The following is a 20,141-nucleotide window of genomic DNA, read 5'->3' as shown; positions in this document are numbered from 1 at the left end:
TAACGTAAGCGCTTAACCATCTAGCGTTATTCAAAAAATATCTCCCCTGCCTCATAATCAATCCATCGATTAATTATGAGACACATCAATGAAACCAGAAACCCAAGCCAACTCAAAACAATTTTGGCAAGACCACGTTAATCAATGGAATGAAAACAGTATCAGCCAGGCATCCTATTGTCAGGAACATGGGCTATCCATCAAACGTTTTGGCTATTACAAGCGTAAGTTGCTGGGTGCAACAACGCAAACCAGTGCGATGACAAAGGGGAATGGTTTTATTCAACTATCCTCCCCGAAACACTATTCAGCCCGCACCTCAGCATTAATTGTAGAATTACCCAATCAGCTACGCATTGAAGGAGTGACTGCCGATAATGTACAGCTGGTAAAACAATTAGCAGGACTGTTCCAATGAAGTCAGCCATACGTCCATCACTCAGCCTGCCACAGGTGTATCTCTATCTGAAGCCTGTTGATTTTCGTAAAAGTTTTATTGGCCTCAGTGCCATTGTTGAATGTGAATTAGGTCATAATCCTTTGCAGGCCATCTGTATGCCTTTACCAATCGTCAGCGTAATAAAATTAAATGCCTCTTCTGGGATAATACCGGTTTTGTACTCTATTACAAAAGTCTCTCAGAAGAAAAGTTCAAATGGCCAAAGGGTGAAGATGACCTGATGAATATCACCGGACAACAAATCAACTGGCTATTAGACGGCTATGATATCAGTGTCATGAAACCGCATAAGAAATTGCATTATGAGTCTGTATTTTAAGTACTTTTAGTCTATTTTTGTTATAATAAAGCCATGCAAAACAAGGCTGAATCCACAAAAACGACTCTATATTTTCCGCTTTTTCACACGCGGACAAGAATGAATTGTTGAGTGTCATTGAACAGAAAAACCACCGTATAAAAATACTGGAAGAAGCCCTTCGTCTGGCTCGTAGTAAACGCTTTGCACCCAGCAGTGAAAAAGTGATGGTCAGGAACGCTTATTTGATGAAGCTGAGCAGGCGGCTGACGATGAGGGCTCCCTGAACCTAAAACCACTTCGCCTAAGAAGAAAGAAAAACAGGCAGGAAGCCTTTCTCAAAGACTATTCCAAGAGTCCCTGTCTTCATCGATCTGACAGATGAAGAAAAAGCCGGTGCCATTGAGGTTTTTACACTAAAGTCAGAGAAGAGCTGGATATCATTCCAGCTAAAGTCCAAATACTGGAATACTTCCAGGAAAAAGCCGTCTTTGCAGGCACCAATGACACAGACAGTCGTTCAATGAAAGCTGCGGTCATGCCAAAACATCCATTACCTAAATCAATGGGCAGTATTCACCTGATGGCACACATCATTATCTCAAAATATGCCGATGGTTTGCCTCTGTATCGAATGGAAGGCATATTATCACGCTATGGCGGCGATATAACCCGAGCCACCATGGCCAATTGGGCTATTAAACTGGCTCATCAGTTCCAGCCGCTCATCAACCTCATGCGAGAACATCAACTGTCGGGTGACATCATCCAAATGGATGAAACGGTGCTCAAAGTATTAAAAGAGCCGGGACTCAGTGCTCATTCGAACAAATACATGTGGGTCAGTCGTGGCGGGCCACCTGGACAACCCAGTGTGCTGTTTGAATACGATCCTTCTCGTAAGAAGGAAGTACCACTGCGCCTGCTTGATGGCTTTAGCGGCTATCTGCAAACCGATGGCTATGCCGGTTACAATGCCGTGTGTGCACAAAATAATGCCACATCGGTCGGCTGCTGGGATCACACTCGCCGTAAATTCAAAGATTCTCAGACGGCACAACTGATGTGTCAACACTTTTCCGGACAGTTTTCTAAATATTTTTTGGCTGTTTCAAGTGATTTTTGTCATTTTGTATTTCCTATCATTTTAGTTTCTCATGTTAACTTTAAACAGATGAAGAGAAAGGGCTTTGCCCTCTGGAACGATAGAGCCGTTCCATTCACCCAAGGTATTTTCACAACGGTAATGATCCTGTTACAATATCTTCACGGCACAGGCTGAGGAGCCGATGGCCGTCAACGGTAATGGGCGGCATTTATGTCGCCTTTACCCTCTTCAATCAATCGATTTAAGCTATTTCCTGCTGTATTTCATAATCGACTGGTGACAAATAATCATTAGCCGAATGAAGTCGCTCCCGATTATAAAATACCTCAATATATTCAAATATTGCCTGCTTTGCTTCTACTCTGGTTTTGAATCGACAATGGTGCGTCAATTCAGTTTTCAAACTATGAAAGAAGCTCTCTGATACAGCATTGTCCCAGCAATTTCCTTTGCGGCTCATAGACTGAATTATGTTATGATCCGACAATATTTTTCTATGACTATCAGAGGCATATTGGCTACCTCGGTCAGTATGCCAAAGCAATCCATCCATTGGTTTACGCTTCCATATGGCCATCAGTAAAGCATCATTGACTAGCTTGGCTTTCATTCGCTCATCCATCGACCAGCCAACAATTTGCCTAGAGAATAAGTCAATGACAACCGCTAAATATAACCAGCCTTCCTTGGTGGCAATATAGGTAATATCACCCACATAGTAGCGATCAGGTTGAGAGACAGTAAACTCTCTTTCCAGTAAATTTGGAGATATACGCTTATTATGCTTGGAATTAGTCGTCGCTTTAAAGCGTCTCTTCGTTTTACAAAACAAACCGGCTTTTTTCATTAATCGACCAATTCTCCGGCGGCTTATATGAACGCCTTTTTCAGCCAGTTTTCTTTTAAGACGACGGGTTCCATAAGTCTTGCGACTGTCTTCAAACAGTTTTTTAGCTGCTCAGTAAGCGCTTCATTTTCTTTCTCTCTATCCGTTTTAGGAGAGCTAACCCAATCATAATAGCAACTACGGAAACATCCATAAAACGGCACAGAATCGTTACCGGGTAATCTTTAGCCTGATCAGTTATCCATGCGTACTTCACAAAGTTTCCCTTGCAAAGTACGCTGTGGCCTTTTAATAAATCACGCTCCTGAATCACTTTTGCCAATTCTTTTTCAGACGTTTTACTTCATCATAAATGTGTTCATCACTTCTATTGGCTACCGTCTTCACCGGTTTGGAATATTTACTGATCCAGGTATGTAGAGTATTTACATTAACACCTAGCTCCCTGGCAGTCTGAGAAACGGGTTGATCCGTCTCATTAGCTAATTTGACAGCTGATTCTTTAAATTCTGATGTATAGCTTTTATTCGGTTTTTTTGTTTGATCATTCATTTTAGGTCACACTTTTTATCTTTTAGTTATTTTAAGTTGTGTGTCCGGTTAAGTATAGCCACATTACAACCAAAGAAAAAGAGCAATCAAAAGCCTACAAAAGCCGATGTGGCACTGGCCCATATCAATAAGCTGTATTTAATTGAGCGTGAGATAAAAGAAGCCAGTGTTAATGAAAAATTTAAGGTTCGTCAGAAACAGAGCCTGCCGCTTCTTGAGAAAATAAGAACATGGGTCGATAACACCCTGGGCAAAGTGCCGAACGACAGCTTGACAGGAAAAGCACTCACCTATATTAATAATCAATGGCCTAAGCTGACTGTTTATTGTGAAGATGGTCGGTTGAATATCAGTAATGTGCTGGCAGAAAATGCTATCCGTCCATTCTGCGTGGGTAGAAAGGCCTGGTTATTTTCAGATACGCCAAAGGGTGCACATGCCAGTGCAGTTCATTATAGTTTTATTGAAACCGCTAAGGCCAATGATATTGAGCCATATGCGTATATGGTCTATGTATTAACCCAATTACCTTATGCGGATACGGTTGAAAAGCTGGAAGCATTGCTTCCCTGGAATTTTAAAAAATCAGAATTGGAAAAGGTAAAGAACGCTGTTCGTTAAGCGCTTACACTGTAACAATTGAAAATGAGTATTCCTTGCTAACTCTTCCTCTTGCAAATTATGCTCAGCTTCAGGATCGCCCGCAGCACTTTGCTTGATGGAAGCCATAATAACAGCGACTAATTTAATGATGGCATCTTTTTCACTTTGATGCTCCCCCATTAAACCACTGCAGAGTTCATAATTTTGATCGAGTTGTGACTTCAGTTCCAGCATCAACTCACTGCCTTCATTGGCCTTGAGTTCAGCGACCTGTTCAAGCAAGGAATGAAATGTCTGCAAGAATTCCTCTTGCTCTTTTTCATCCATATAGCGCGCCCCCGAAAGTCGTTGTTCATTAAACTCTCTTTGTGCTTGAGGAAAAAGTACATTTTGGTACTGGCGTTTAAGATGTCGTTCCCGGGCACCGGGTTGTGAAGAAAAAATAAGGGACATAATGATTAACTTTTTGTTAGTGGACTTTTATTTGTAGCTTTATGCTGAGTTAATGGACTTTATGGTTAGGCAAAAACTCAATTTTCTTGCCTTCGGACTTAATTTCATCAAAGACAAATTCCACACCCACTTTCGAGTCTTTACTCTTGGCTTTCACTTGTTTTAGCTCTGGCATACGATTAACCAGATAGGTAAACATAATAATGGCAGTTTGATCATCATCCTTGTTCAAGGCATTGACTAAATTGAGTGCCACGAACTGCGTTTTTTGCTGCAAATTAGGCTGGTCAACTTTTTTATCACTTAAAACAAAGCCCTCATCCATCTGAGTATCAATGATATCAAGGTATTCGACTTGTTTTTCAGGTAAAACCTGTGAACGATCATAAGTTAAGACTTCCTGACCTTCTAAAAGGAAAGCAACTTTATCGGACATACTATTTCTCTCTTATAACTAAAAATGGCTTCCAAAACGCAAGCCTGTGATTGAGTTAATATCCCCTAGGAATATTAAGGGAGTAATGATACAATAATAACCAAGTAAATTACTAGGAATTATTTTTAAAATAATATTTATATCAATATGCAAATTTCAAACGATCATAACATAGAAACAACTCAGGCCGTCATGCATGCACTGGATGACTGGAAAATGGGTGGTGATGAGATTTTAACTATCATGGCTTTGCCCGATAGCGTTAAAGTACGCCATCTTTCCAAATTCCGTAATTCTGAGGCATTCCCTGACACCGAAGAAGTCAATGAGCGTTTGCGTCATGTGTTAGGCATTATTGATGCGCTTTCAACCAGCTATCCAACCAATCCTAGAATGTCACTATTCTGGATGGCGCGTAGCAGTAAGAAATTTCAAAATCGCACCCCCCATTCAAGTGTTAATTGAAGATGATCTGGAAGGCTTAATCACCATACGCAAGCATCTTGATTGTAGCTATGACTGGTTTGGTGATAGTAACTAAACGCTCAAACCGTATTAGCCAGTCATCAACATCTTCCAGAGTTCTTATCAGGATAATTGTGACTCCTTTGATTTCACCAAACTCTTTTTTAACACCTGCTTAAATAAAAAGAGCAAGGCATTAAATGCCTGATTTTGGCTGGAAGCAGAGACCTTTCTTTCAACTGCTAAAAAAATCAACCACATCCTGCTGGCACAAAATCTAACTGTTTATAAACAGACAGCCTTTATAAACAGACACCCAGCTTTGTGCTGAGTTTTCAGAAGAACTCTGTTGTATAGGTACATCCCAATAATAGCGAAGCCACTTTGTGTAAAAATATTGTTCTGGCTTTGGTAATTTCCTATCCAGGAGTATTTGAGTAAATTTTTAATTTAATTCATCAGTTAATTTTTGCATGAGCTTATCCATAAGCTTTTGAATGCGCATTATTGTGTGTTATCCAGAAAGGAATTTCAAGCTGCAAAGATATTCTTGAGTAAAGGCCAAATGTGTGCGATTATTAAACGAAAACTAGTCAATTACTTGTTATGCGTCAAAATACTTGTAGCAAAAGCATAAGACAATTATGTCAGTTACATTAAATAACTAAAAATCGAGCTGAACGAAAAACCGGTTAAAACTGCTGGAAATGGTCGCAGGGTAAAAAGTATAAAATAAACTGAAAAGCACAACTGAATGAAACGGGTCCTATTTGAAATAAAAGCAACTGAAAAGAAGCGTCCGTTTCAATTACAAATTAACCTGTTAGTGCAACTGCCGCATAACAAATCATTCAAATCGACCAAAAACTGTTCGCTTGAATTACCCTGTTTGCAGTTCACTACTAAACAACATACAATTATTTAGCCGTCTCAGTTTTCGGCCATTTAATTCGGCGTTAGGCAAGGCGAAAATCAAAACACTTGACTATCTGACGCTAACGGAAGATGCTTGTCTCTCGTAAACGTCAGATAGGAAATTTGCTATGCAATTAACAGATGTATTGATCCACTTGAACAAAAATACCAATAAAACCGAAAAAGAAAATATTGTTGAAAATCTTCGAAAAATTGAAGGTGTAATTGCGCCGAGATTTAATGAAGAAAAAGAGCACTTATTATTGGTCTCCTATAATTCAGATACAACCAGCTCCTTAGCCTTATTAAATGAAATAAAAAGCACAGGCTACGCTGCACAGTTAGTTGGCTTATAAGGAGAGAATAATGGAATATAATCACTTTGTTGATATAAAAGGCATGTGTTGCTCTGCTCCTGTTATTCATTTAACAAAAGAGTTTAAATCTATGAAATCTGGTGATATTGTATTAGCTGAATCAAATAAGGTATCAATGCTAAACGATATACCGTCATATTGCTTATCAACTAAAAATGAGTTAATAAAACAGGAAGAAAAAGACGGTCTATATCATTTTTGGATAAAAATAAAGTAAATGTTAGAAAGTTATTTAAAAATTGGTGAAGTAGCTGAGCTACTTAAAATAACTGTACGCGCCATTAGGTACTATGAGGAAGAAGAGTTATTAGAGCCTCATAGAACCAATGGCGGTACACGTCTATATTCTGAACAACACCTTGCCCGTTTAAAGGCCATTATTCATCTTACAGAAAATGGCTTCCCCCTTGAAATTATTCGGCTCATTGGAAAAACGAGAGAAACTTGCTCAACAGGAAATGAAGGTAGTAAAAAAATATCAAATATTATTGAAAATTCAATATTAGAAATTGAAGAAAAAATCAATAATTTAAAAAATCTAAAACTAGAATTGTCTGCTGCAAAAAAACAAATTACAAAATGTAAAGGTTGCAAAAATGAGCCTTCAAGTGAAGGGTGTCCATCATGCCCTGTTAATAAAAATCTCAATAAAATAGAAATGCTTAATTTAGTTTGGGAGTAAATGCCTAACAAAAAGTTGCACGCAGACCCAAAAAGTTACGCACCTTTTGAGGCGCTTCGCTATAATGCCACAAAAGGCACGAAACTTTTCGGTCTGGTGAACTAGGCGTTAGGCACAAGGAAAATAAATGAGTGCAAGTCCGGAATTTATAGAATATGTTAAAGAACTATTCGAACCTTTAGGCAAGCTTAAAGAAGGTATGTTTTTTGGTGGCTTTGCTTTTAAAAGTGGAAACAAACAATTTGCTATGATTATGGGTAATACTTTATATTTTTGCGTTAATGATATAACTAGAAAAAAATATGAAAAAGAAGATATGGAACCTTTCTCATATTCCAATAAAAAAGGCATCGTTAAAGTTAAAAAATATTATTCTGCTCCAGAAGATCTGTTTGAAAATCAAGAGAAATTAGTTGAGTGGGCAAAAGAAGCAATTGACTCAGCCTATAGTTATAAATAAAAGTGCAATTTTAATAAGCAGCTTAAGTAAAATAAATAATATGCCTAACAAAAAGTTGCACGCAGACCCAAAAAGTTACGCACCTTTTGTGGCGCTTCGCTATAATGCCACAAAAGCCACGAAACTTTTCGGTCTGGTGAACTAGGCGTTAAGTTTTATAAACACTAAATTCCCTCATTTAAATATCAGCAATTCTCGCTGAGATGAACAATTGAGTTGTAGTGGTGCTTACCAAGCAGAAATAAAAAAACTTTTCGCAGTAACTTTAGCAAAATTAAAAAAATCAAATAAAAAGCTTGCATTTTGAGAAACAAGAGATCAAACTCTTGTTTTTCAATTGGTTGAATGACTTCATGTTAAAAAATATTTCCCTTTTATATGCTTGGTACTGTGAATTTTGGCCTCTTTAAGTCAGCAAAAAAAACATTTTAATGTGGCTATACTTAACCGGACACACAACTTAAAATAACTAAAAAATAAAAAGGAATTGGCAAAAGTGATTCAGGAGCGTGATTTATTAAAAAAGGCCACAGCGTACTTTGCAAGGGAAACTTTGTGAAGTACGCATGGATAACTGATCAGGCTAAAGATTACCCGGTAACGATTCTGTGCCGTTTTATGGATGTTTCCGTAGTTGCTATTATGATTGGGTTAGCTCTCCTAAAACGGATAGAGAGAAAGAAAATGAAGCGCTTACTGAGCAGCTAAAAAACTGTTTGAAGACAGTCGCAAGACTTATGGAACCCGTCGTCTTAAAAAGAAAACTGGCTGAAAAAAGGCGTTCATATAAGCCGCCGGAGAATTGGTCGATTAATGAAAAAAGCCGGTTTGTTTTGTAAAACGAAGAGACGCTTTAAAGCGACGACTAATTCCAAGCATAATAAGCGTATATCTCCAAATTTACTGGAAAGAGAGTTTACTGTCTCTCAACCTGATCGCTACTATGTGGGTGATATTACCTATATTGCCACCAAGGAAGGCTGGTTATATTTAGCGGTTGTCATTGACTTATTCTCTAGGCAAATTGTTGGCTGGTCGATGGATGAGCGAATGAAAGCCAAGCTAGTCAATGATGCTTTACTGATGGCCATATGGAAGCGTAAACCAATGGATGGATTGCTTTGGCATACTGACCGAGGTAGCCAATATGCCTCTGATAGTCATAGAAAAATATTGTCGGATCATAACATAATTCAGTCTATGAGCCGCAAAGGAAATTGCTGGGACAATGCTGTATCAGAGAGCTTCTTTCATAGTTTGAAAACTGAATTGACGCACCATTGTCGATTCAAAACCAGAGTAGAAACAAAGCAGGCAATATTTGAATATATTGAGGTATTTTATAATCGGGAGCGACTTCATTCGGCTAATGATTATTTGTCACCAGTCGATTATGAAATACAGCAGGAAATAGCTTAAATCGATTGATTGAAGAGGGGTAAAAGGCGACATAAATGCCGCCCATTACCGTTGACGGCCATCGGCTCCTCAGCCTGTGCCGTGAAGATATTGTAACAGGATCATTACCGTTGTGAAAATACCTTGGGTGAATGGAACGGCTCTATCGTTCCAGAGGGCAAAGCCCTTTCTCTTCATCTGTTTAAAGTTAACATGAGAAACTAAAATGATAGGAAATACAAAATGACAAAAATCACTTGAAACAGCCAAAAAATATTTAGAAAACTGTCCGGAAAAGTGTTGACACATCATACGTATGAATATGAAGCAACAAGGTACAAATAAAACCTATATAATGTGGCTATACTTAACCGGACACACAACTTAAAATAACTAAAAGATAAAAAGTGTGACCTAAAATGAATGATCAAACAAAAAAACCGAATAAAAGCTATACATCAGAATTTAAAGAATCAGCTGTCAAATTAGCTAATGAGACGGATCAACCCGTTTCTCAGACTGCCAGGGAGCTAGGTGTTAATGTAAATACTCTACATACCTGGATCAGTAAATATTCCAAACCGGTGAAGACGGTAGCCAATAGAAGTGATGAACACATTTATGATGAAGTAAAACGTCTGAAAAAAGAATTGGCAAAAGTGATTCAGGAGCGTGATTTATTAAAAAGGCCACAGCGTACTTTGCAAGGGAAACTTTGTGAAGTACGCATGGATAACTGATCAGGCTAAAGATTACCCGGTAACGATTCTGTGCCGTTTTATGGATGTTTCCCGTAGTTGCTATTATGATTGGGTTAGCTCTCCTAAAACGGATAGAGAGAAAGAAAATGATAATGTGGCTATACTTAACCGGACACACAACTTAAAATAACTAAAAGATAAAAAGTGTGACCTAAAATGAATGATCAAACAAAAAAACCGAATAAAAGCTATACATCAGAATTTAAAGAATCAGCTGTCAAATTAGCTAATGAGACGGATCAACCCGTTTCTCAGACTGCCAGGGAGCTAGGTGTTAATGTAAATACTCTACATACCTGGATCAGTAAATATTCCAAACCGGTGAAGACGGTAGCCAATAGAAGTGATGAACACATTTATGATGAAGTAAAACGTCTGAAAAAAGAATTGGCAAAAGTGATTCAGGAGCGTGATTTATTAAAAAGGCCACAGCGTACTTTGCAAGGGAAACTTTGTGAAGTACGCATGGATAACTGATCAGGCTAAAGATTACCCGGTAACGATTCTGTGCCGTTTTATGGATGTTTCCCGTAGTTGCTATTATGATTGGGTTAGCTCTCCTAAAACGGATAGAGAGAGAAAGAAAATGAAGCGCTTACTGAGCAGCTAAAAAACTGTTTGAAGACAGTCGCAAGACTTATGGAACCCGTCGTCTTAAAAAGAAAACTGGCTGAAAAAGGCGTTCATATAAGCCGCCGGAGAATTGGTCGATTAATGAAAAAAGCCGGTTTGTTTTGTAAAACGAAGAGACGCTTTAAAGCGACGACTAATTCCAAGCATAATAAGCGTATATCTCCAAATTTACTGGAAAGAGAGTTTACTGTCTCTCAACCTGATCGCTACTATGTGGGTGATATTACCTATATTGCCACCAAGGAAGGCTGGTTATATTTAGCGGTTGTCATTGACTTATTCTCTAGGCAAATTGTTGGCTGGTCGATGGATGAGCGAATGAAAGCCAAGCTAGTCAATGATGCTTTACTGATGGCCATATGGAAGCGTAAACCAATGGATGGATTGCTTTGGCATACTGACCGAGGTAGCCAATATGCCTCTGATAGTCATAGAAAAATATTGTCGGATCATAACATAATTCAGTCTATGAGCCGCAAAGGAAATTGCTGGGACAATGCTGTATCAGAGAGCTTCTTTCATAGTTTGAAAACTGAATTGACGCACCATTGTCGATTCAAAACCAGAGTAGAAGCAAAGCAGGCAATATTTGAATATATTGAGGTATTTTATAATCGGGAGCGACTTCATTCGGCTAATGATTATTTGTCACCAGTCGATTATGAAATACAGCAGGAAATAGCTTAAATCGATCTTCATCTATTTAAAGTTAACATGAGAAACTAAAATGATAGGAAATACAAAATGACAAAAATCACTTGAAACAGCCAAAAAATATTTAGAAAACTGTCCGGAAAAGTGTTGACACATCACTTACTCAAGCCATTAACGTACACAGCCAGAAAGATAAGAAGTAATAATAAGGCGCTGATGCTACCCCAAAGAATGAAAATCATATTCATTAAGTTAAATTTAGTCCTGCTCAGGCATATTCGTCAATATGGCCTAGCTTAACATTTTTCTCTTTAGCATTCACACTCTTTTGCTCTGCACTCAAGGGAGCATCAGCATCTATACCTTTTTCTAACGACTCGTCATCATCCTTGGACGATTGCTTTGAGTGTTGCTCTTTATGTTGACCCGGATAATGCCGTTTTTCCTGAACCAAACGACTTGCTCCTACTGGACTCATTGGTAAAATATCGCCTGACATAATAAACCTCCTTTCTCATATTACTGTCAGCCTAGTGCTATTCATATACCCATGATACTTGGCTATAGGCTGAGATTAAAACATATCCATATCCGCCCATTCATCATCATTAAGTACCTTATCGACTGAGACTAAAATGAGTAACTCACCATCACGACTATGAACGCCTTGAATATATTTTGAACTATCATCATTACCGACATTGGGGGTAATTTCAATCTGAGACTTAAGAATATCAGCCACTTCAGCAATGCTGTCAACTAACAAGCCTAGGGTTTGCTCATTATTTTCAATAATAATAATTCTTGATTCTTCATTCGCTTCTCTGGTTGATAAGCCAAAACGAGAGCGGGTGTCAATCACAGTAACTACATTACCACGCAGGTTGATAATACCCAATACATAACTGGGTGCTCCGGGCACAGGGGCAATTTCAATATCACGTAATACTTCCCTGACCTGCATTACATTAATGCCGTATTTTTCACCTTCCAACATAAATGTCACCCATTGTGTCAATGGATCGACATTCATATTATCATCGTAATCATATTCCATGATTAGTCCTCAAAATTCAAAAATTATAGCCTCAGGGCCTAAAAATTAGTACGTGTATATTAGTTACAGAGCATTTTTGAGCTCATATATCTGTTATCGGCACATCTTAGTGAAAGTTTAGTTTATGAAAGTCATTTTTTGAAGGCCTTACATATAAATATCTCAGCTTAGCAGACTATCATCACCTGTTTTCAACATCGCAGAAAACTCTTCACTGTCCAATAAAGCACACATGTGGTCGATAACCGTACCTAATAACCAACGTCGTTTAGTTCTTGATGAACGCCATTTCACCTCATCCGTTTTCAGGGTAATAATGTGGCTACACTTAACCGGACACACAACTTAAAATAACTAAAAGATAAAAAGTGTGACCTAAAATGAATGATCAAAAACAAAAAACCGAATAAAAGCTATACATCAGAATTTAAAGAATCAGCTGTCAAATTAGCTAATGAGACGGATCAACCCGTTTCTCAGACTGCCAGGGAGCTAGGTGTTAATGTAAATACTCTACATACCTGGATCAGTAAATATTCCAAACCGGTGAAGACGGTAGCCAATAGAAGTGATGAACACATTTATGATGAAGTAAAACGTCTGAAAAAAGAATTGGCAAAAGTGATTCAGGAGCGTGATTTATTAAAAAGGCCACAGCGTACTTTGCAAGGGAAACTTTGTGAAGTACGCATGGATAACTGATCAGGCTAAAGATTACCCGGTAACGATTCTGTGCCGTTTTATGGATGTTTCCCGTAGTTGCTATTATGATTGGGTTAGCTCTCCTAAAACGGATAGAGAGAAAGAAAATGAAGCGCTTACTGAGCCATCAGTTTTGTTAGACTGCTCACTAGGCTTTTTCTGTTTGTAATGCAGCCATCACAGGTGCTGCTTGCGGGCTAGTTATTTTATCCGCTATTGGCTTGGGTTTACTTTGAGATGCAGAATCACTATCAGGCACAGTGCTCACCTGAGCTTTTACCGCTGTTTTGGCTACAGAGCTCTCTATTGCCTTTGACGCAGTCGCCAAGCGCTGGCTACGTGGAATCAGTACCTGCTCAGTGGTTTCACCATCATCACTTTTGGTAGTAAAGACGATTTCTGAGTGCTGTTCAATATTCTCTTTAGCTTTCTCAGACTTTTCTTCTTTAATCCTAGGCTTTAGAGACACAGGCAATGTAGTCAAGTTTACGTGTTTGCTCTTTTCACTGGGCACTTTTATTATCGGGCTAACTTGAGTTGTCTTAGCTTGTACTGTTTTAGTTTGTACTGTTTTAACCTGCACTTTTTAACAGGAGATTGCTTAGGCTCAGTAGGAGTAGGAATCTTTTTATTTTGACGTAATTTAGATGCACGTAAAAAATCTTTACTGGCTTTTAGCTTTTCTTCTAAACTAAGAGGAATGATGTGTCAACACTTTTCCGGACAGAATATTTTTTGGCTGTTTCAAGTGATTTTTGTCATTTTGTATTTCCTATCATTTTAGTTTCTCATGTTAACTTTAAACAGATGAAGAGAAAGGGCTTTGCCCTCTGGAACGATAGAGCCGTTCCATTCACCCAAGGTATTTTCACAACGGTAATGATCCTGTTACAATATCTTCACGGCACAGGCTGAGGAGCCGATGGCCGTCAACGGTAATGGGCGGCATTTATGTCGCCTTTTACCCCTCTTCAATCAATCGATTTAAGCTATTTCCTGCTGTATTTCATAATCGACTGGTGACAAATAATCATTAGCCGAATGAAGTCGCTCCCGATTATAAAATACCTCAATATATTCAAATATTGCCTGCTTTGCTTCTACTCTGGTTTTGAATCGACAATGGTGCGTCAATTCAGTTTTCAAACTATGAAAGAAGCTCTCTGATACAGCATTATCCCAGCAATTTCCTTTGCGGCTCATAGACTGAATTATGTTATGATCCGACAATATTTTTCTATGACTATCAGAGGCATATTGGCTACCTCGGTCAGTATGCCAAAGCAATCCATCCATTGGTTTACGCTTCCATATGGCCATCAGTAAAGCATCATTGACTAGCTTGGCTTTCATTCGCTCATCCATCGACCAGCCAACAATTTGCCTAGAGAATAAGTCAATGACAACCGCTAAATATAACCAGCCTTCCTTGGTGGCAATATAGGTAATATCACCCACATAGTAGCGATCAGGTTGAGAGACAGTAAACTCTCTTTCCAGTAAATTTGGAGATATACGCTTATTATGCTTGGAATTAGTCGTCGCTTTAAAGCGTCTCTTCGTTTTACAAAACAAACCGGCTTTTTTCATTAATCGACCAATTCTCCGGCGGCTTATATGAACGCCTTTTTCAGCCAGTTTTCTTTTAAGACGACGGGTTCCATAAGTCTTGCGACTGTCTTCAAACAGTTTTTTAGCTGCTCAGTAAGCGCTTCATTTTCTTTCTCTCTATCCGTTTTAGGAGAGCTAACCCAATCATAATAGCAACTACGGGAAACATCCATAAAACGGCACAGAATCGTTACCGGGTAATCTTTAGCCTGATCAGTTATCCATGCGTACTTTGATGTGTCAACACTTTTCCGGACAGTTTTCTAAATATTTTTTGGCTGTTTCAAGTGATTTTTGTCATTTTGTATTTCCTATCATTTTAGTTTCTCATGTTAACTTTAAACAGATGAAGAGAAAGGGCTTTTGCCCTCTGGAACGATAGAGCCGTTCCATTCACCCAAGGTATTTTCACAACGGTAATGATCCTGTTACAATATCTTCACGGCACAGGCTGAGGAGCCGATGGCCGTCAACGGTAATGGGCGGCATTTATGTCGCCTTTTACCCCTCTTCAATCAATCGATTTAAGCTATTTCCTGCTGTATTTCATAATCGACTGGTGACAAATAATCATTAGCCGAATGAAGTCGCTCCCGATTATAAAATACCTCAATATATTCAAATATTGCCTGCTTTGCTTCTACTCTGGTTTTGAATCGACAATGGTGCGTCAATTCAGTTTTCAAACTATGAAAGAAGCTCTCTGATACAGCATTGTCCCAGCAATTTCCTTTGCGGCTCATAGACTGAATTATGTTATGATCCGACAATATTTTTCTATGACTATCAGAGGCATATTGGCTACCTCGGTCAGTATGCCAAAGCAATCCATCCATTGGTTTACGCTTCCATATGGCCATCAGTAAAGCATCATTGACTAGCTTGGCTTTCATTCGCTCATCCATCGACCAGCCAACAATTTGCCTAGAGAATAAGTCAATGACAACCGCTAAATATAACCAGCCTTCCTTGGTGGTAATATAGGTAATATCACCCACATAGTAGCGATCAGGTTGAGAGACAGTAAACTCTCTTTCCAGTAAATTTGGAGATATACGCTTATTATGCTTGGAATTAGTCGTCGCTTTAAAGCGTCTCTTCGTTTTACAAAACAAACCGGCTTTTTTCATTAATCGACCAATTCTCCGGCGGCTTATATGAACGCCTTTTTTTTCAGCCAGTTTTCTTTTAAGACGACGGGTTCCATAAGTCTTGCGACTGTCTTCAAACAGTTTTTTAGCTGCTCAGTAAGCGCTTCATTTTCTTTCTCTCTATCCGTTTTAGGAGAGCTAACCCAATCATAATAGCAACTACGGAAACATCCATAAAACGGCACAGAATCGTTACCGGGTAATCTTTAGCCTGATCAGTTATCCATGCGTACTTCACAAAGTTTCCCTTGCAAAGTACGCTGTGGCCTTTTTAATAAATCACGCTCCTGAATCACTTTTGCCAATTCTTTTTTCAGACGTTTTACTTCATCATAAATGTGTTCATCACTTCTATTGGCTACCGTCTTCACCGGTTTGGAATATTTACTGATCCAGGTATGTAGAGTATTTACATTAACACCTAGCTCCCTGGCAGTCTGAGAAACGGGTTGATCCGTCTCATTAGCTAATTTGACAGCTGATTCTTTAAATTCTGATGTATAGCTTTTATTCGGTTTTTTTGTTTGATCATTCATTTTAGGTCACACTTTTTATCTTTTAGTTATTTTAAGTTGTCGGTTAAGTATAGCCACATTATTGTCCCGGTCAAACAGGTCATCACCTTTTACCTAAAAGTTACTTTAATAAAGGAAACTGCCCTGACTACAATTCCGCTAATGCACCAACAATATGTGTGGAAGGGACAACACAATTTAGTGGTACGCATGGCAAGATGCATAAATTTCAAGATAAATATGCATCTGAGGCAATTAAAAATAGTCAACTTAGCTATCAAGATGCCAAGAAATCCGCCTTACTTTCACTTAAAGAAACCTTCAAAAACAGCAAATGCAATAGCCAATGCATCGAACAACAACTGGATGAATATCATCAAAGTATTTGCGGTAATGATCCGCAGGTTTATCCTGCTTCCACAACTAAATCAGGTCAATTATTGGAAGGTGCTAAAAACCACAAATGCCCTCAGATGGTTCTACTAATGACGAATAATTCCAACAAATAATTTAGGTAATATCATGAATACAAACGATTATATTCGGTTTTTGACAACATCTACAGACGCGATGGTATTAATGATTGGAAACTCATTACTCAAGGCAATCAGATCCCAGTTTAATGAAAACCTCAAGGCAATCAGATCCCAGTTGAAAAACCTGGATCAGAATTTTTTGAAGCGATTGATGGTTATAATAATAATGATATTTATATTGCCTGCTTACATGGCATTATATGGCATTATAATGGTCATGAATGGTCAAAACAAACGTATACGTCAAAACTTCCCACGTTGACGTATCATTCCACTTTATTTAAAGGCTGAATTTTTTCAGTCAAATTCCATGGCAACAATTGCTCTAAAGCCTCATCATCATAATGCCTGCCCAGCTTAGGTAACTCAGTCAGAATGTGTGTTAAAAAGGCAAAGGGCTCTAGGTTGTTTGCTTTCGCTGTTTGCACGATTGAATATAAAATAGCACTGGCCTCAGCACCACGAGGATTTTGGTTCATGACCCAGTTTTTGCGCCCAATCACAAAGGGTTTGATCCGCCGCTCTGCCATATTATTATCAATCTGGAGGTTGCCCTCTTCAAGATAGACAGTCAGATACTTCCATTGATTGATCACATAACGAATAGCGACACCCAACTTACTGTCTTTTGTTGTTTTAGTCACTTTATCATCACACCACTTTTTAAAGTCATCCAGTAGTGGTTTGCTTTTTTCCTGACGGATCAGGTAACGTTGTTCAGCATTGAGCGGTTTGATTTGTTTTTCAATCGCATACAATTTAGCAATTTTACTGATCGCCATTTGTACCATGCCAGGCTTTTTCTGACTGTTCTTGGGTAATGCTTTTAAGGCATCATGGAACTTGCGACGAGCATGTGCCATGCAGCCTAATAAAGTGACTTCACTGTTCTCATTTTCGAATATATGATAACCGGGAAAGCCATCCGTTTGCAGGTAACCTGAAAACCCCGTTAAAAAGGTTTTGGCATGTTGGCCTGCACGAGTAGGCTGATACTCATACAAAACAATGGGACACTTGGAATGATAGCCGCCACTTTGATAGAGCCACATATAAGATTTAGGGCAATTCTCACGTCCATCATGGATCACTCGCATCGTTGTTTCATCGGCCTGGATGATTTTCTGCCTAATGAGATAATACAACAACCGATTATAAAAGGGTTTGAGTAATTCAGCTGATTTAAGCACCCAGTTGGACATACTGGCTCTGGAAAGTGTTATCTTATAGCGTTTAAATATCGCTTCCTGTCGATAGAGAGGCAAGCTGTCTAGGAATTTAGAAACAATGATATAGGCCAGCAGGCTGGGTGATGCAAAACTTCTAGGAATGGGCTGTGCAGGCTTAGGAGCAGTTTTAACGCCTTCCTCACAAGCACGACAGGCATATTTAACCTGAACATGTTCTACAACATATACCTGAGCAGGAACAATTTCCAGTTGCTCTGAGGTCTCTTCACCAATTTCATGCAAGTGATGACCGCAGTCACAGACTTGTTCTGCTTCAGATAACTCATGACGAACAACTTTACGAGGTAGGTCTTTAGGTAAAGGCTTACGACCGGGCTTTTTACGCTCATAAGTAATGGTTTCACGGACTTCCGGTGCTTCTTCGGCGAACGTTTCTGCCTCATTAAAGAAGTCGGGGTGGGCTTCTTTTTCACTGGAAGTACCAAACCGTTTGTGTTGCAACAGACGAAATTGTTCCTCATACCAGTCCACTTTTGACTGGAGTTCAAGCACCCTGTTTTTGAGCGTTGGTATCTCTTCTGGTAGTATTTTGTCTGTTGAACTCATGCGTTATATTATACTAAAAATGAGCGTTAAATGCTTGTATTTATTCTGTTTAATGCGCATCTAAAGGGACTTTTTTTAGTTGTTTTCCAGACCATGAATTTCAGGGTGAGCATGGTGTTGTGTGCAAGATAAACCATCCAGTAACCACTGTAATTCTCTCAGTGTTAACGAAAGAGTGGGTTGTTCTTTTTCCATCGGCCACTGGAATTTCCCTTTTTCAAGTGTACGATAGTAAAGCCAGAAACCATTACGCTCCCAGTACAGTATTTTAAGTTTATCTCGCTGACGATTACAAAAACAAAGACACTGCCATCAAAGGGATTGTGTTCCAATTGCTCTGAGACAATCAGTGATAGCCCATTGGTTGCTTTTCTCATATCGGTAACACCAGAAACCAGATAAACCTGATTGACTGTGATGCCCGTTATCATGAAACAGTCCTGAGCAAATCCAGAATGGACTTGAGCTGATTCAGGTTCGTATCAGAATTGATTTCCAAACTGAAACCATTGGTATGGCTTACTTTAATTGCATTGCTTGTGGGGGAATTGGCCAGTAAATTAATGGGAATGAGTTGATTGTTGGTGTTGACCTGTTTTGATGAGCTAACATAACCCAACTTCTTTCGATAATAGCTAAAAATATGAGAGGGTATCTTATGTTGTTGACAATAAACTGCCTGGCTTAAGTTACTGGCTTGGCAGGCCTCTATGTGTTGCTTCATCGAAGCATCTTTTGAATGGTTGCTCATTTGTATCTCCAAATTACGAATTGAAGATCATAGTTTGAGCTAACTGAAGCTTATTGTGAACGTGGGTTTTAATTGACGTTTACAAACAAACGATCAAAGAAGCTAACGAAACATCATTTGGTAGTATCTGTTGTGCAGACGATGGTTTTGTTTATATCGGTGGCTCAGATGGCCTTCTTATAAAAGGACGAGGCACAGAATGGCAAGTTATTTCTCAAAATCTAACCGCCTCAGATATTAATAAAATCATCTGGTTCAAAGATCGCATTTATTTCTCAACCTGGATGCAATTATTTGAACTCTACGAAGGTGAAGTGAAAGAAATCACCAGTCAGCCCGGCTTCCCCCCCACATTCTGCGGTCAGGGTTTGTCAGCACGCGATGGTATTTTAGTTTCAGCAGGCCCCTATGGTGCCGTTCAATATGATGGTGAACAATGGACAACTCTAGTGGGTCTGACTGAAGATATTCAAATCCAGAATGAAATTAAAATTTTAGAACAAACCAGTGAATTGCTTGATGAAACAGGCAAGCTTCTGGATGATATTAAATAAGCCACAGAAATAAATATTCAAGGACGAATTATGTTAATTCTAGAACGCCACTCCGGTGAGTCAATTCATATCAATGATGACATCAAACTCACTATTTACTACAACAAAGGCAGCCAAATCAAAATGGGCATCGAAGCCCCTCGACATATCAGCATTATGCGGGAAGAACTGCTGCTAAAAAAACAAGACGAGCAAGATGAACACAAAGAAGCAAAAAAATCTGCACTGGACATCATTCAAAAACCACCTACATCACCTGCTCTGGAATTAGTTCAATCAAAAATAACCATCACACCGACCATCATTACAAGTAAAAGAAAAAAGCGAACAATATCGCATTCACTTTAATCAACACTCAAAATAATA

The 20,141-nt window shown here is 38.8% G+C and carries 24 protein-coding genes and 8 pseudogenes; 19 read left to right on the top strand and 13 right to left on the bottom strand.

Translation table 11 applies throughout. From position 1 onward, the window contains the following. Nucleotides 1–88 precede the first annotated feature (88 nt). The 4 genes from tnpA (JEU79_RS07010) to tnpC (JEU79_RS06995) all read left to right on the top strand — a co-directional run bounded on the left by tnpA (JEU79_RS07010) (nucleotide 89) and on the right by tnpC (JEU79_RS06995) (nucleotide 2,040). On the top strand, nucleotides 89–418 hold the full coding sequence (gene tnpA, locus JEU79_RS07010) for an IS66 family insertion sequence element accessory protein TnpA (RefSeq protein ID WP_198263342.1): 330 nt from the start codon (nucleotides 89–91) through the stop codon (nucleotides 416–418). A 133-nt stretch (nucleotides 419–551) separates the two neighbouring features. Next, a complete protein-coding gene (tnpB, locus tag JEU79_RS07005; protein ID WP_198265896.1) occupies nucleotides 552–779 on the top strand; it encodes an IS66 family insertion sequence element accessory protein TnpB in 228 nt (75 codons plus the stop codon). 104 nt (nucleotides 780–883) lie between these two features. Next, nucleotides 884–1,045 (top strand): hypothetical protein, encoded by a 162-nt coding sequence (locus tag JEU79_RS07000; RefSeq protein ID WP_198263522.1) that lies wholly within the window; start codon nucleotides 884–886, stop codon nucleotides 1,043–1,045. Between the two features lie 146 nt (nucleotides 1,046–1,191). Then, nucleotides 1,192–2,040: an IS66 family transposase gene (tnpC, locus tag JEU79_RS06995; protein ID WP_198265895.1), complete on the top strand. Its 849-nt coding sequence runs from the start codon at nucleotides 1,192–1,194 to the stop codon at nucleotides 2,038–2,040. A gap of 67 nt (nucleotides 2,041–2,107) precedes the next feature. Here the strand turns inward: tnpC (JEU79_RS06995) and JEU79_RS06990 are convergent. Beyond that, nucleotides 2,108–3,265: pseudogene (locus JEU79_RS06990) on the bottom strand (IS3 family transposase). On the opposite strand from JEU79_RS06990, the gene JEU79_RS06985 reads away from it, so the two are divergent. Then, nucleotides 3,254–3,886, top strand: coding sequence for an IS66 family transposase (locus tag JEU79_RS06985; RefSeq protein ID WP_343074950.1), 633 nt, complete (start codon nucleotides 3,254–3,256; stop codon nucleotides 3,884–3,886). The pseudogene JEU79_RS06990 and the gene JEU79_RS06985 sit on opposite strands and share 12 nt — an antisense overlap. Here the strand turns inward: JEU79_RS06985 and JEU79_RS06980 are convergent. After that, nucleotides 3,851–4,321 carry a hypothetical protein gene (locus JEU79_RS06980; RefSeq protein WP_198263520.1) on the bottom strand — a complete coding sequence of 157 codons (471 nt, stop codon included), beginning with the start codon at nucleotides 4,319–4,321 and terminating at the stop codon, nucleotides 3,851–3,853. The genes JEU79_RS06985 and JEU79_RS06980 overlap by 36 nt on opposite strands. A 49-nt stretch (nucleotides 4,322–4,370) precedes the next feature. Next, on the bottom strand, nucleotides 4,371–4,757 hold the full coding sequence (locus tag JEU79_RS06975) for a hypothetical protein (RefSeq protein WP_198263519.1): 387 nt from the start codon (nucleotides 4,755–4,757) through the stop codon (nucleotides 4,371–4,373). 147 nt (nucleotides 4,758–4,904) lie between these two features. Here JEU79_RS06975 and JEU79_RS06970 point away from each other — a divergent pair, with 147 nt between their 5' ends. Further along, nucleotides 4,905–5,222 (top strand): hypothetical protein, encoded by a 318-nt coding sequence (locus JEU79_RS06970; RefSeq protein WP_198263518.1) that lies wholly within the window; start codon nucleotides 4,905–4,907, stop codon nucleotides 5,220–5,222. Nucleotides 5,223–5,345: 123 nt separating this feature from the next. Here JEU79_RS06970 and JEU79_RS06965 read toward each other — a convergent pair whose 3' ends face one another. Next, the gene (locus JEU79_RS06965; protein WP_198263517.1) at nucleotides 5,346–5,483 is read right to left on the bottom strand and encodes a phage integrase N-terminal SAM-like domain-containing protein; all 138 of its coding nucleotides are present in this window, start codon (nucleotides 5,481–5,483) and stop codon (nucleotides 5,346–5,348) included. A gap of 782 nt (nucleotides 5,484–6,265) precedes the next feature. On the opposite strand from JEU79_RS06965, the gene JEU79_RS06960 reads away from it, so the two are divergent. From JEU79_RS06960 to JEU79_RS26200, 9 genes and pseudogenes are all read left to right on the top strand, one after another. Next, nucleotides 6,266–6,493, top strand: coding sequence for a hypothetical protein (locus JEU79_RS06960; RefSeq protein ID WP_198263516.1), 228 nt, complete (start codon nucleotides 6,266–6,268; stop codon nucleotides 6,491–6,493). Nucleotides 6,494–6,503: 10 nt separating this feature from the next. Continuing rightward, a complete protein-coding gene (locus JEU79_RS06955) occupies nucleotides 6,504–6,731 on the top strand; it encodes a sulfurtransferase TusA family protein (RefSeq protein ID WP_198263515.1) in 228 nt (75 codons plus the stop codon). Continuing rightward, nucleotides 6,732–7,196, top strand: coding sequence for a MerR family transcriptional regulator (locus tag JEU79_RS06950; protein WP_198263514.1), 465 nt, complete (start codon nucleotides 6,732–6,734; stop codon nucleotides 7,194–7,196). Between the two features lie 127 nt (nucleotides 7,197–7,323). Beyond that, nucleotides 7,324–7,656: a TfoX/Sxy family protein gene (locus JEU79_RS06945; protein ID WP_198263513.1), complete on the top strand. Its 333-nt coding sequence runs from the start codon at nucleotides 7,324–7,326 to the stop codon at nucleotides 7,654–7,656. A 478-nt stretch (nucleotides 7,657–8,134) separates the two neighbouring features. Continuing rightward, a pseudogene (locus tag JEU79_RS28430) lies at nucleotides 8,135–9,075 on the top strand (IS3 family transposase); the annotation flags it as partial. Between the two features lie 398 nt (nucleotides 9,076–9,473). Beyond that, a pseudogene (locus tag JEU79_RS06930) lies at nucleotides 9,474–9,903 on the top strand (transposase); the annotation flags it as partial. Nucleotides 9,904–9,971: 68 nt separating this feature from the next. Beyond that, nucleotides 9,972–10,292: a transposase gene (locus JEU79_RS26210; RefSeq protein WP_198263033.1), complete on the top strand. Its 321-nt coding sequence runs from the start codon at nucleotides 9,972–9,974 to the stop codon at nucleotides 10,290–10,292. Further along, on the top strand, nucleotides 10,270–10,425 hold the full coding sequence (locus tag JEU79_RS26205; RefSeq protein WP_246540070.1) for a hypothetical protein: 156 nt from the start codon (nucleotides 10,270–10,272) through the stop codon (nucleotides 10,423–10,425). The genes JEU79_RS26210 and JEU79_RS26205 overlap by 23 nt, the downstream gene beginning before the upstream one ends. Before the next feature lie 8 nt (nucleotides 10,426–10,433). Next, on the top strand, nucleotides 10,434–11,135 hold the full coding sequence (locus JEU79_RS26200) for an IS3 family transposase (RefSeq protein ID WP_198264404.1): 702 nt from the start codon (nucleotides 10,434–10,436) through the stop codon (nucleotides 11,133–11,135). Between the two features lie 235 nt (nucleotides 11,136–11,370). Here the strand turns inward: JEU79_RS26200 and JEU79_RS06915 are convergent, their stop codons facing one another. The 3 genes from JEU79_RS06915 to JEU79_RS06905 form a co-directional block, all read right to left on the bottom strand. Beyond that, on the bottom strand, nucleotides 11,371–11,580 hold the full coding sequence (locus JEU79_RS06915; protein WP_198263510.1) for a hypothetical protein: 210 nt from the start codon (nucleotides 11,578–11,580) through the stop codon (nucleotides 11,371–11,373). 96 nt (nucleotides 11,581–11,676) lie between these two features. Beyond that, nucleotides 11,677–12,159, bottom strand: coding sequence for a chemotaxis protein CheW (locus JEU79_RS06910; protein ID WP_198263509.1), 483 nt, complete (start codon nucleotides 12,157–12,159; stop codon nucleotides 11,677–11,679). A gap of 162 nt (nucleotides 12,160–12,321) precedes the next feature. Then, on the bottom strand, nucleotides 12,322–12,501 hold the full coding sequence (locus JEU79_RS06905; protein ID WP_198266126.1) for a hypothetical protein: 180 nt from the start codon (nucleotides 12,499–12,501) through the stop codon (nucleotides 12,322–12,324). A 42-nt stretch (nucleotides 12,502–12,543) separates the two neighbouring features. On the opposite strand from JEU79_RS06905, the pseudogene JEU79_RS06900 reads away from it, so the two are divergent. Next, a pseudogene (locus tag JEU79_RS06900) lies at nucleotides 12,544–12,982 on the top strand (transposase); the annotation flags it as partial. Nucleotides 12,983–13,009: 27 nt separating this feature from the next. On the opposite strand, the gene JEU79_RS06890 reads toward JEU79_RS06900, so the two are convergent. From JEU79_RS06890 to JEU79_RS06875, 3 genes and pseudogenes are all read right to left on the bottom strand, one after another. Continuing rightward, nucleotides 13,010–13,330 carry a hypothetical protein gene (locus JEU79_RS06890; RefSeq protein ID WP_214660517.1) on the bottom strand — a complete coding sequence of 107 codons (321 nt, stop codon included), beginning with the start codon at nucleotides 13,328–13,330 and terminating at the stop codon, nucleotides 13,010–13,012. A 515-nt stretch (nucleotides 13,331–13,845) separates the two neighbouring features. Beyond that, nucleotides 13,846–14,711: pseudogene (locus JEU79_RS06885) on the bottom strand (IS3 family transposase); the annotation flags it as partial. Nucleotides 14,712–14,996: 285 nt separating this feature from the next. After that, nucleotides 14,997–16,159, bottom strand: a pseudogene (locus JEU79_RS06875) (IS3 family transposase). 107 nt (nucleotides 16,160–16,266) lie between these two features. Here JEU79_RS06875 and JEU79_RS06870 point away from each other — a divergent pair. Continuing rightward, nucleotides 16,267–16,647 (top strand): annotated as a pseudogene (locus JEU79_RS06870) (HNH/endonuclease VII fold toxin-2 domain-containing protein); the annotation flags it as partial. Between the two features lie 293 nt (nucleotides 16,648–16,940). On the opposite strand, the gene tnpC (JEU79_RS06865) reads toward JEU79_RS06870, so the two are convergent. The 3 genes and pseudogenes from tnpC (JEU79_RS06865) to tnpA (JEU79_RS06855) all read right to left on the bottom strand — a co-directional run bounded on the left by tnpC (JEU79_RS06865) (nucleotide 16,941) and on the right by tnpA (JEU79_RS06855) (nucleotide 19,221). Continuing rightward, a complete protein-coding gene (gene tnpC / locus JEU79_RS06865) occupies nucleotides 16,941–18,470 on the bottom strand; it encodes an IS66 family transposase (RefSeq protein ID WP_198263504.1) in 1,530 nt (509 codons plus the stop codon). A 75-nt stretch (nucleotides 18,471–18,545) separates the two neighbouring features. Beyond that, nucleotides 18,546–18,847: pseudogene (tnpB, locus tag JEU79_RS28425) on the bottom strand (IS66 family insertion sequence element accessory protein TnpB). A gap of 50 nt (nucleotides 18,848–18,897) precedes the next feature. Continuing rightward, entirely contained in the window at nucleotides 18,898–19,221 is a 324-nt protein-coding gene (gene tnpA, locus JEU79_RS06855; RefSeq protein ID WP_198262602.1) for an IS66 family insertion sequence element accessory protein TnpA, read from the bottom strand. 284 nt (nucleotides 19,222–19,505) lie between these two features. Between tnpA (JEU79_RS06855) and JEU79_RS06850 the strand changes: the two genes are divergently transcribed. Further along, nucleotides 19,506–19,775, top strand: coding sequence for a hypothetical protein (locus JEU79_RS06850; protein WP_198263503.1), 270 nt, complete (start codon nucleotides 19,506–19,508; stop codon nucleotides 19,773–19,775). 30 nt (nucleotides 19,776–19,805) lie between these two features. Then, nucleotides 19,806–20,123 carry a carbon storage regulator gene (locus tag JEU79_RS06845; protein WP_198263502.1) on the top strand — a complete coding sequence of 106 codons (318 nt, stop codon included), beginning with the start codon at nucleotides 19,806–19,808 and terminating at the stop codon, nucleotides 20,121–20,123. The last annotated feature ends 18 nt before the right edge of the window (nucleotides 20,124–20,141 follow it).

Source organism: sulfur-oxidizing endosymbiont of Gigantopelta aegis (genome assembly GCF_016097415.1).
Classification (GTDB): Bacteria; Pseudomonadota; Gammaproteobacteria; order GRL18; family GRL18; genus GRL18.
The sequence above is the reverse complement of the archived record's forward strand: the minus strand, read 5'-3'. Positions and strand labels throughout refer to the sequence as shown.

Bases quoted from the DNA above. Each gene is read 5' to 3' on its own strand.
- tnpA (WP_198263342.1), top strand. From the start codon at position 89: ATGAAACCAGAAACCCAAGCCAACTCAAAACAATTTTGGCAAGACCAC.
- JEU79_RS06980 (WP_198263520.1), bottom strand. From the start codon at position 4,321: ATGTCCCTTATTTTTTCTTCACAACCCGGTGCCCGGGAACGACATCTT.
- JEU79_RS06975 (WP_198263519.1), bottom strand. From the start codon at position 4,757: ATGTCCGATAAAGTTGCTTTCCTTTTAGAAGGTCAGGAAGTCTTAACT.
- JEU79_RS06970 (WP_198263518.1), top strand. From the start codon at position 4,905: ATGCAAATTTCAAACGATCATAACATAGAAACAACTCAGGCCGTCATG.
- JEU79_RS06965 (WP_198263517.1), bottom strand. From the start codon at position 5,483: ATGTGGTTGATTTTTTTAGCAGTTGAAAGAAAGGTCTCTGCTTCCAGC.
- JEU79_RS06960 (WP_198263516.1), top strand. From the start codon at position 6,266: ATGCAATTAACAGATGTATTGATCCACTTGAACAAAAATACCAATAAA.
- JEU79_RS06955 (WP_198263515.1), top strand. From the start codon at position 6,504: ATGGAATATAATCACTTTGTTGATATAAAAGGCATGTGTTGCTCTGCT.
- JEU79_RS06950 (WP_198263514.1), top strand. From the start codon at position 6,732: ATGTTAGAAAGTTATTTAAAAATTGGTGAAGTAGCTGAGCTACTTAAA.
- JEU79_RS06945 (WP_198263513.1), top strand. From the start codon at position 7,324: ATGAGTGCAAGTCCGGAATTTATAGAATATGTTAAAGAACTATTCGAA.
- JEU79_RS26210 (WP_198263033.1), top strand. From the start codon at position 9,972: ATGAATGATCAAACAAAAAAACCGAATAAAAGCTATACATCAGAATTT.
- JEU79_RS06915 (WP_198263510.1), bottom strand. From the start codon at position 11,580: ATGAGTCCAGTAGGAGCAAGTCGTTTGGTTCAGGAAAAACGGCATTAT.
- JEU79_RS06910 (WP_198263509.1), bottom strand. From the start codon at position 12,159: ATGGAATATGATTACGATGATAATATGAATGTCGATCCATTGACACAA.
- tnpC (WP_198263504.1), bottom strand. From the start codon at position 18,470: ATGAGTTCAACAGACAAAATACTACCAGAAGAGATACCAACGCTCAAA.
- tnpA (WP_198262602.1), bottom strand. From the start codon at position 19,221: ATGAGCAACCATTCAAAAGATGCTTCGATGAAGCAACACATAGAGGCC.
- JEU79_RS06850 (WP_198263503.1), top strand. From the start codon at position 19,506: ATGCAATTATTTGAACTCTACGAAGGTGAAGTGAAAGAAATCACCAGT.
- JEU79_RS06845 (WP_198263502.1), top strand. From the start codon at position 19,806: ATGTTAATTCTAGAACGCCACTCCGGTGAGTCAATTCATATCAATGAT.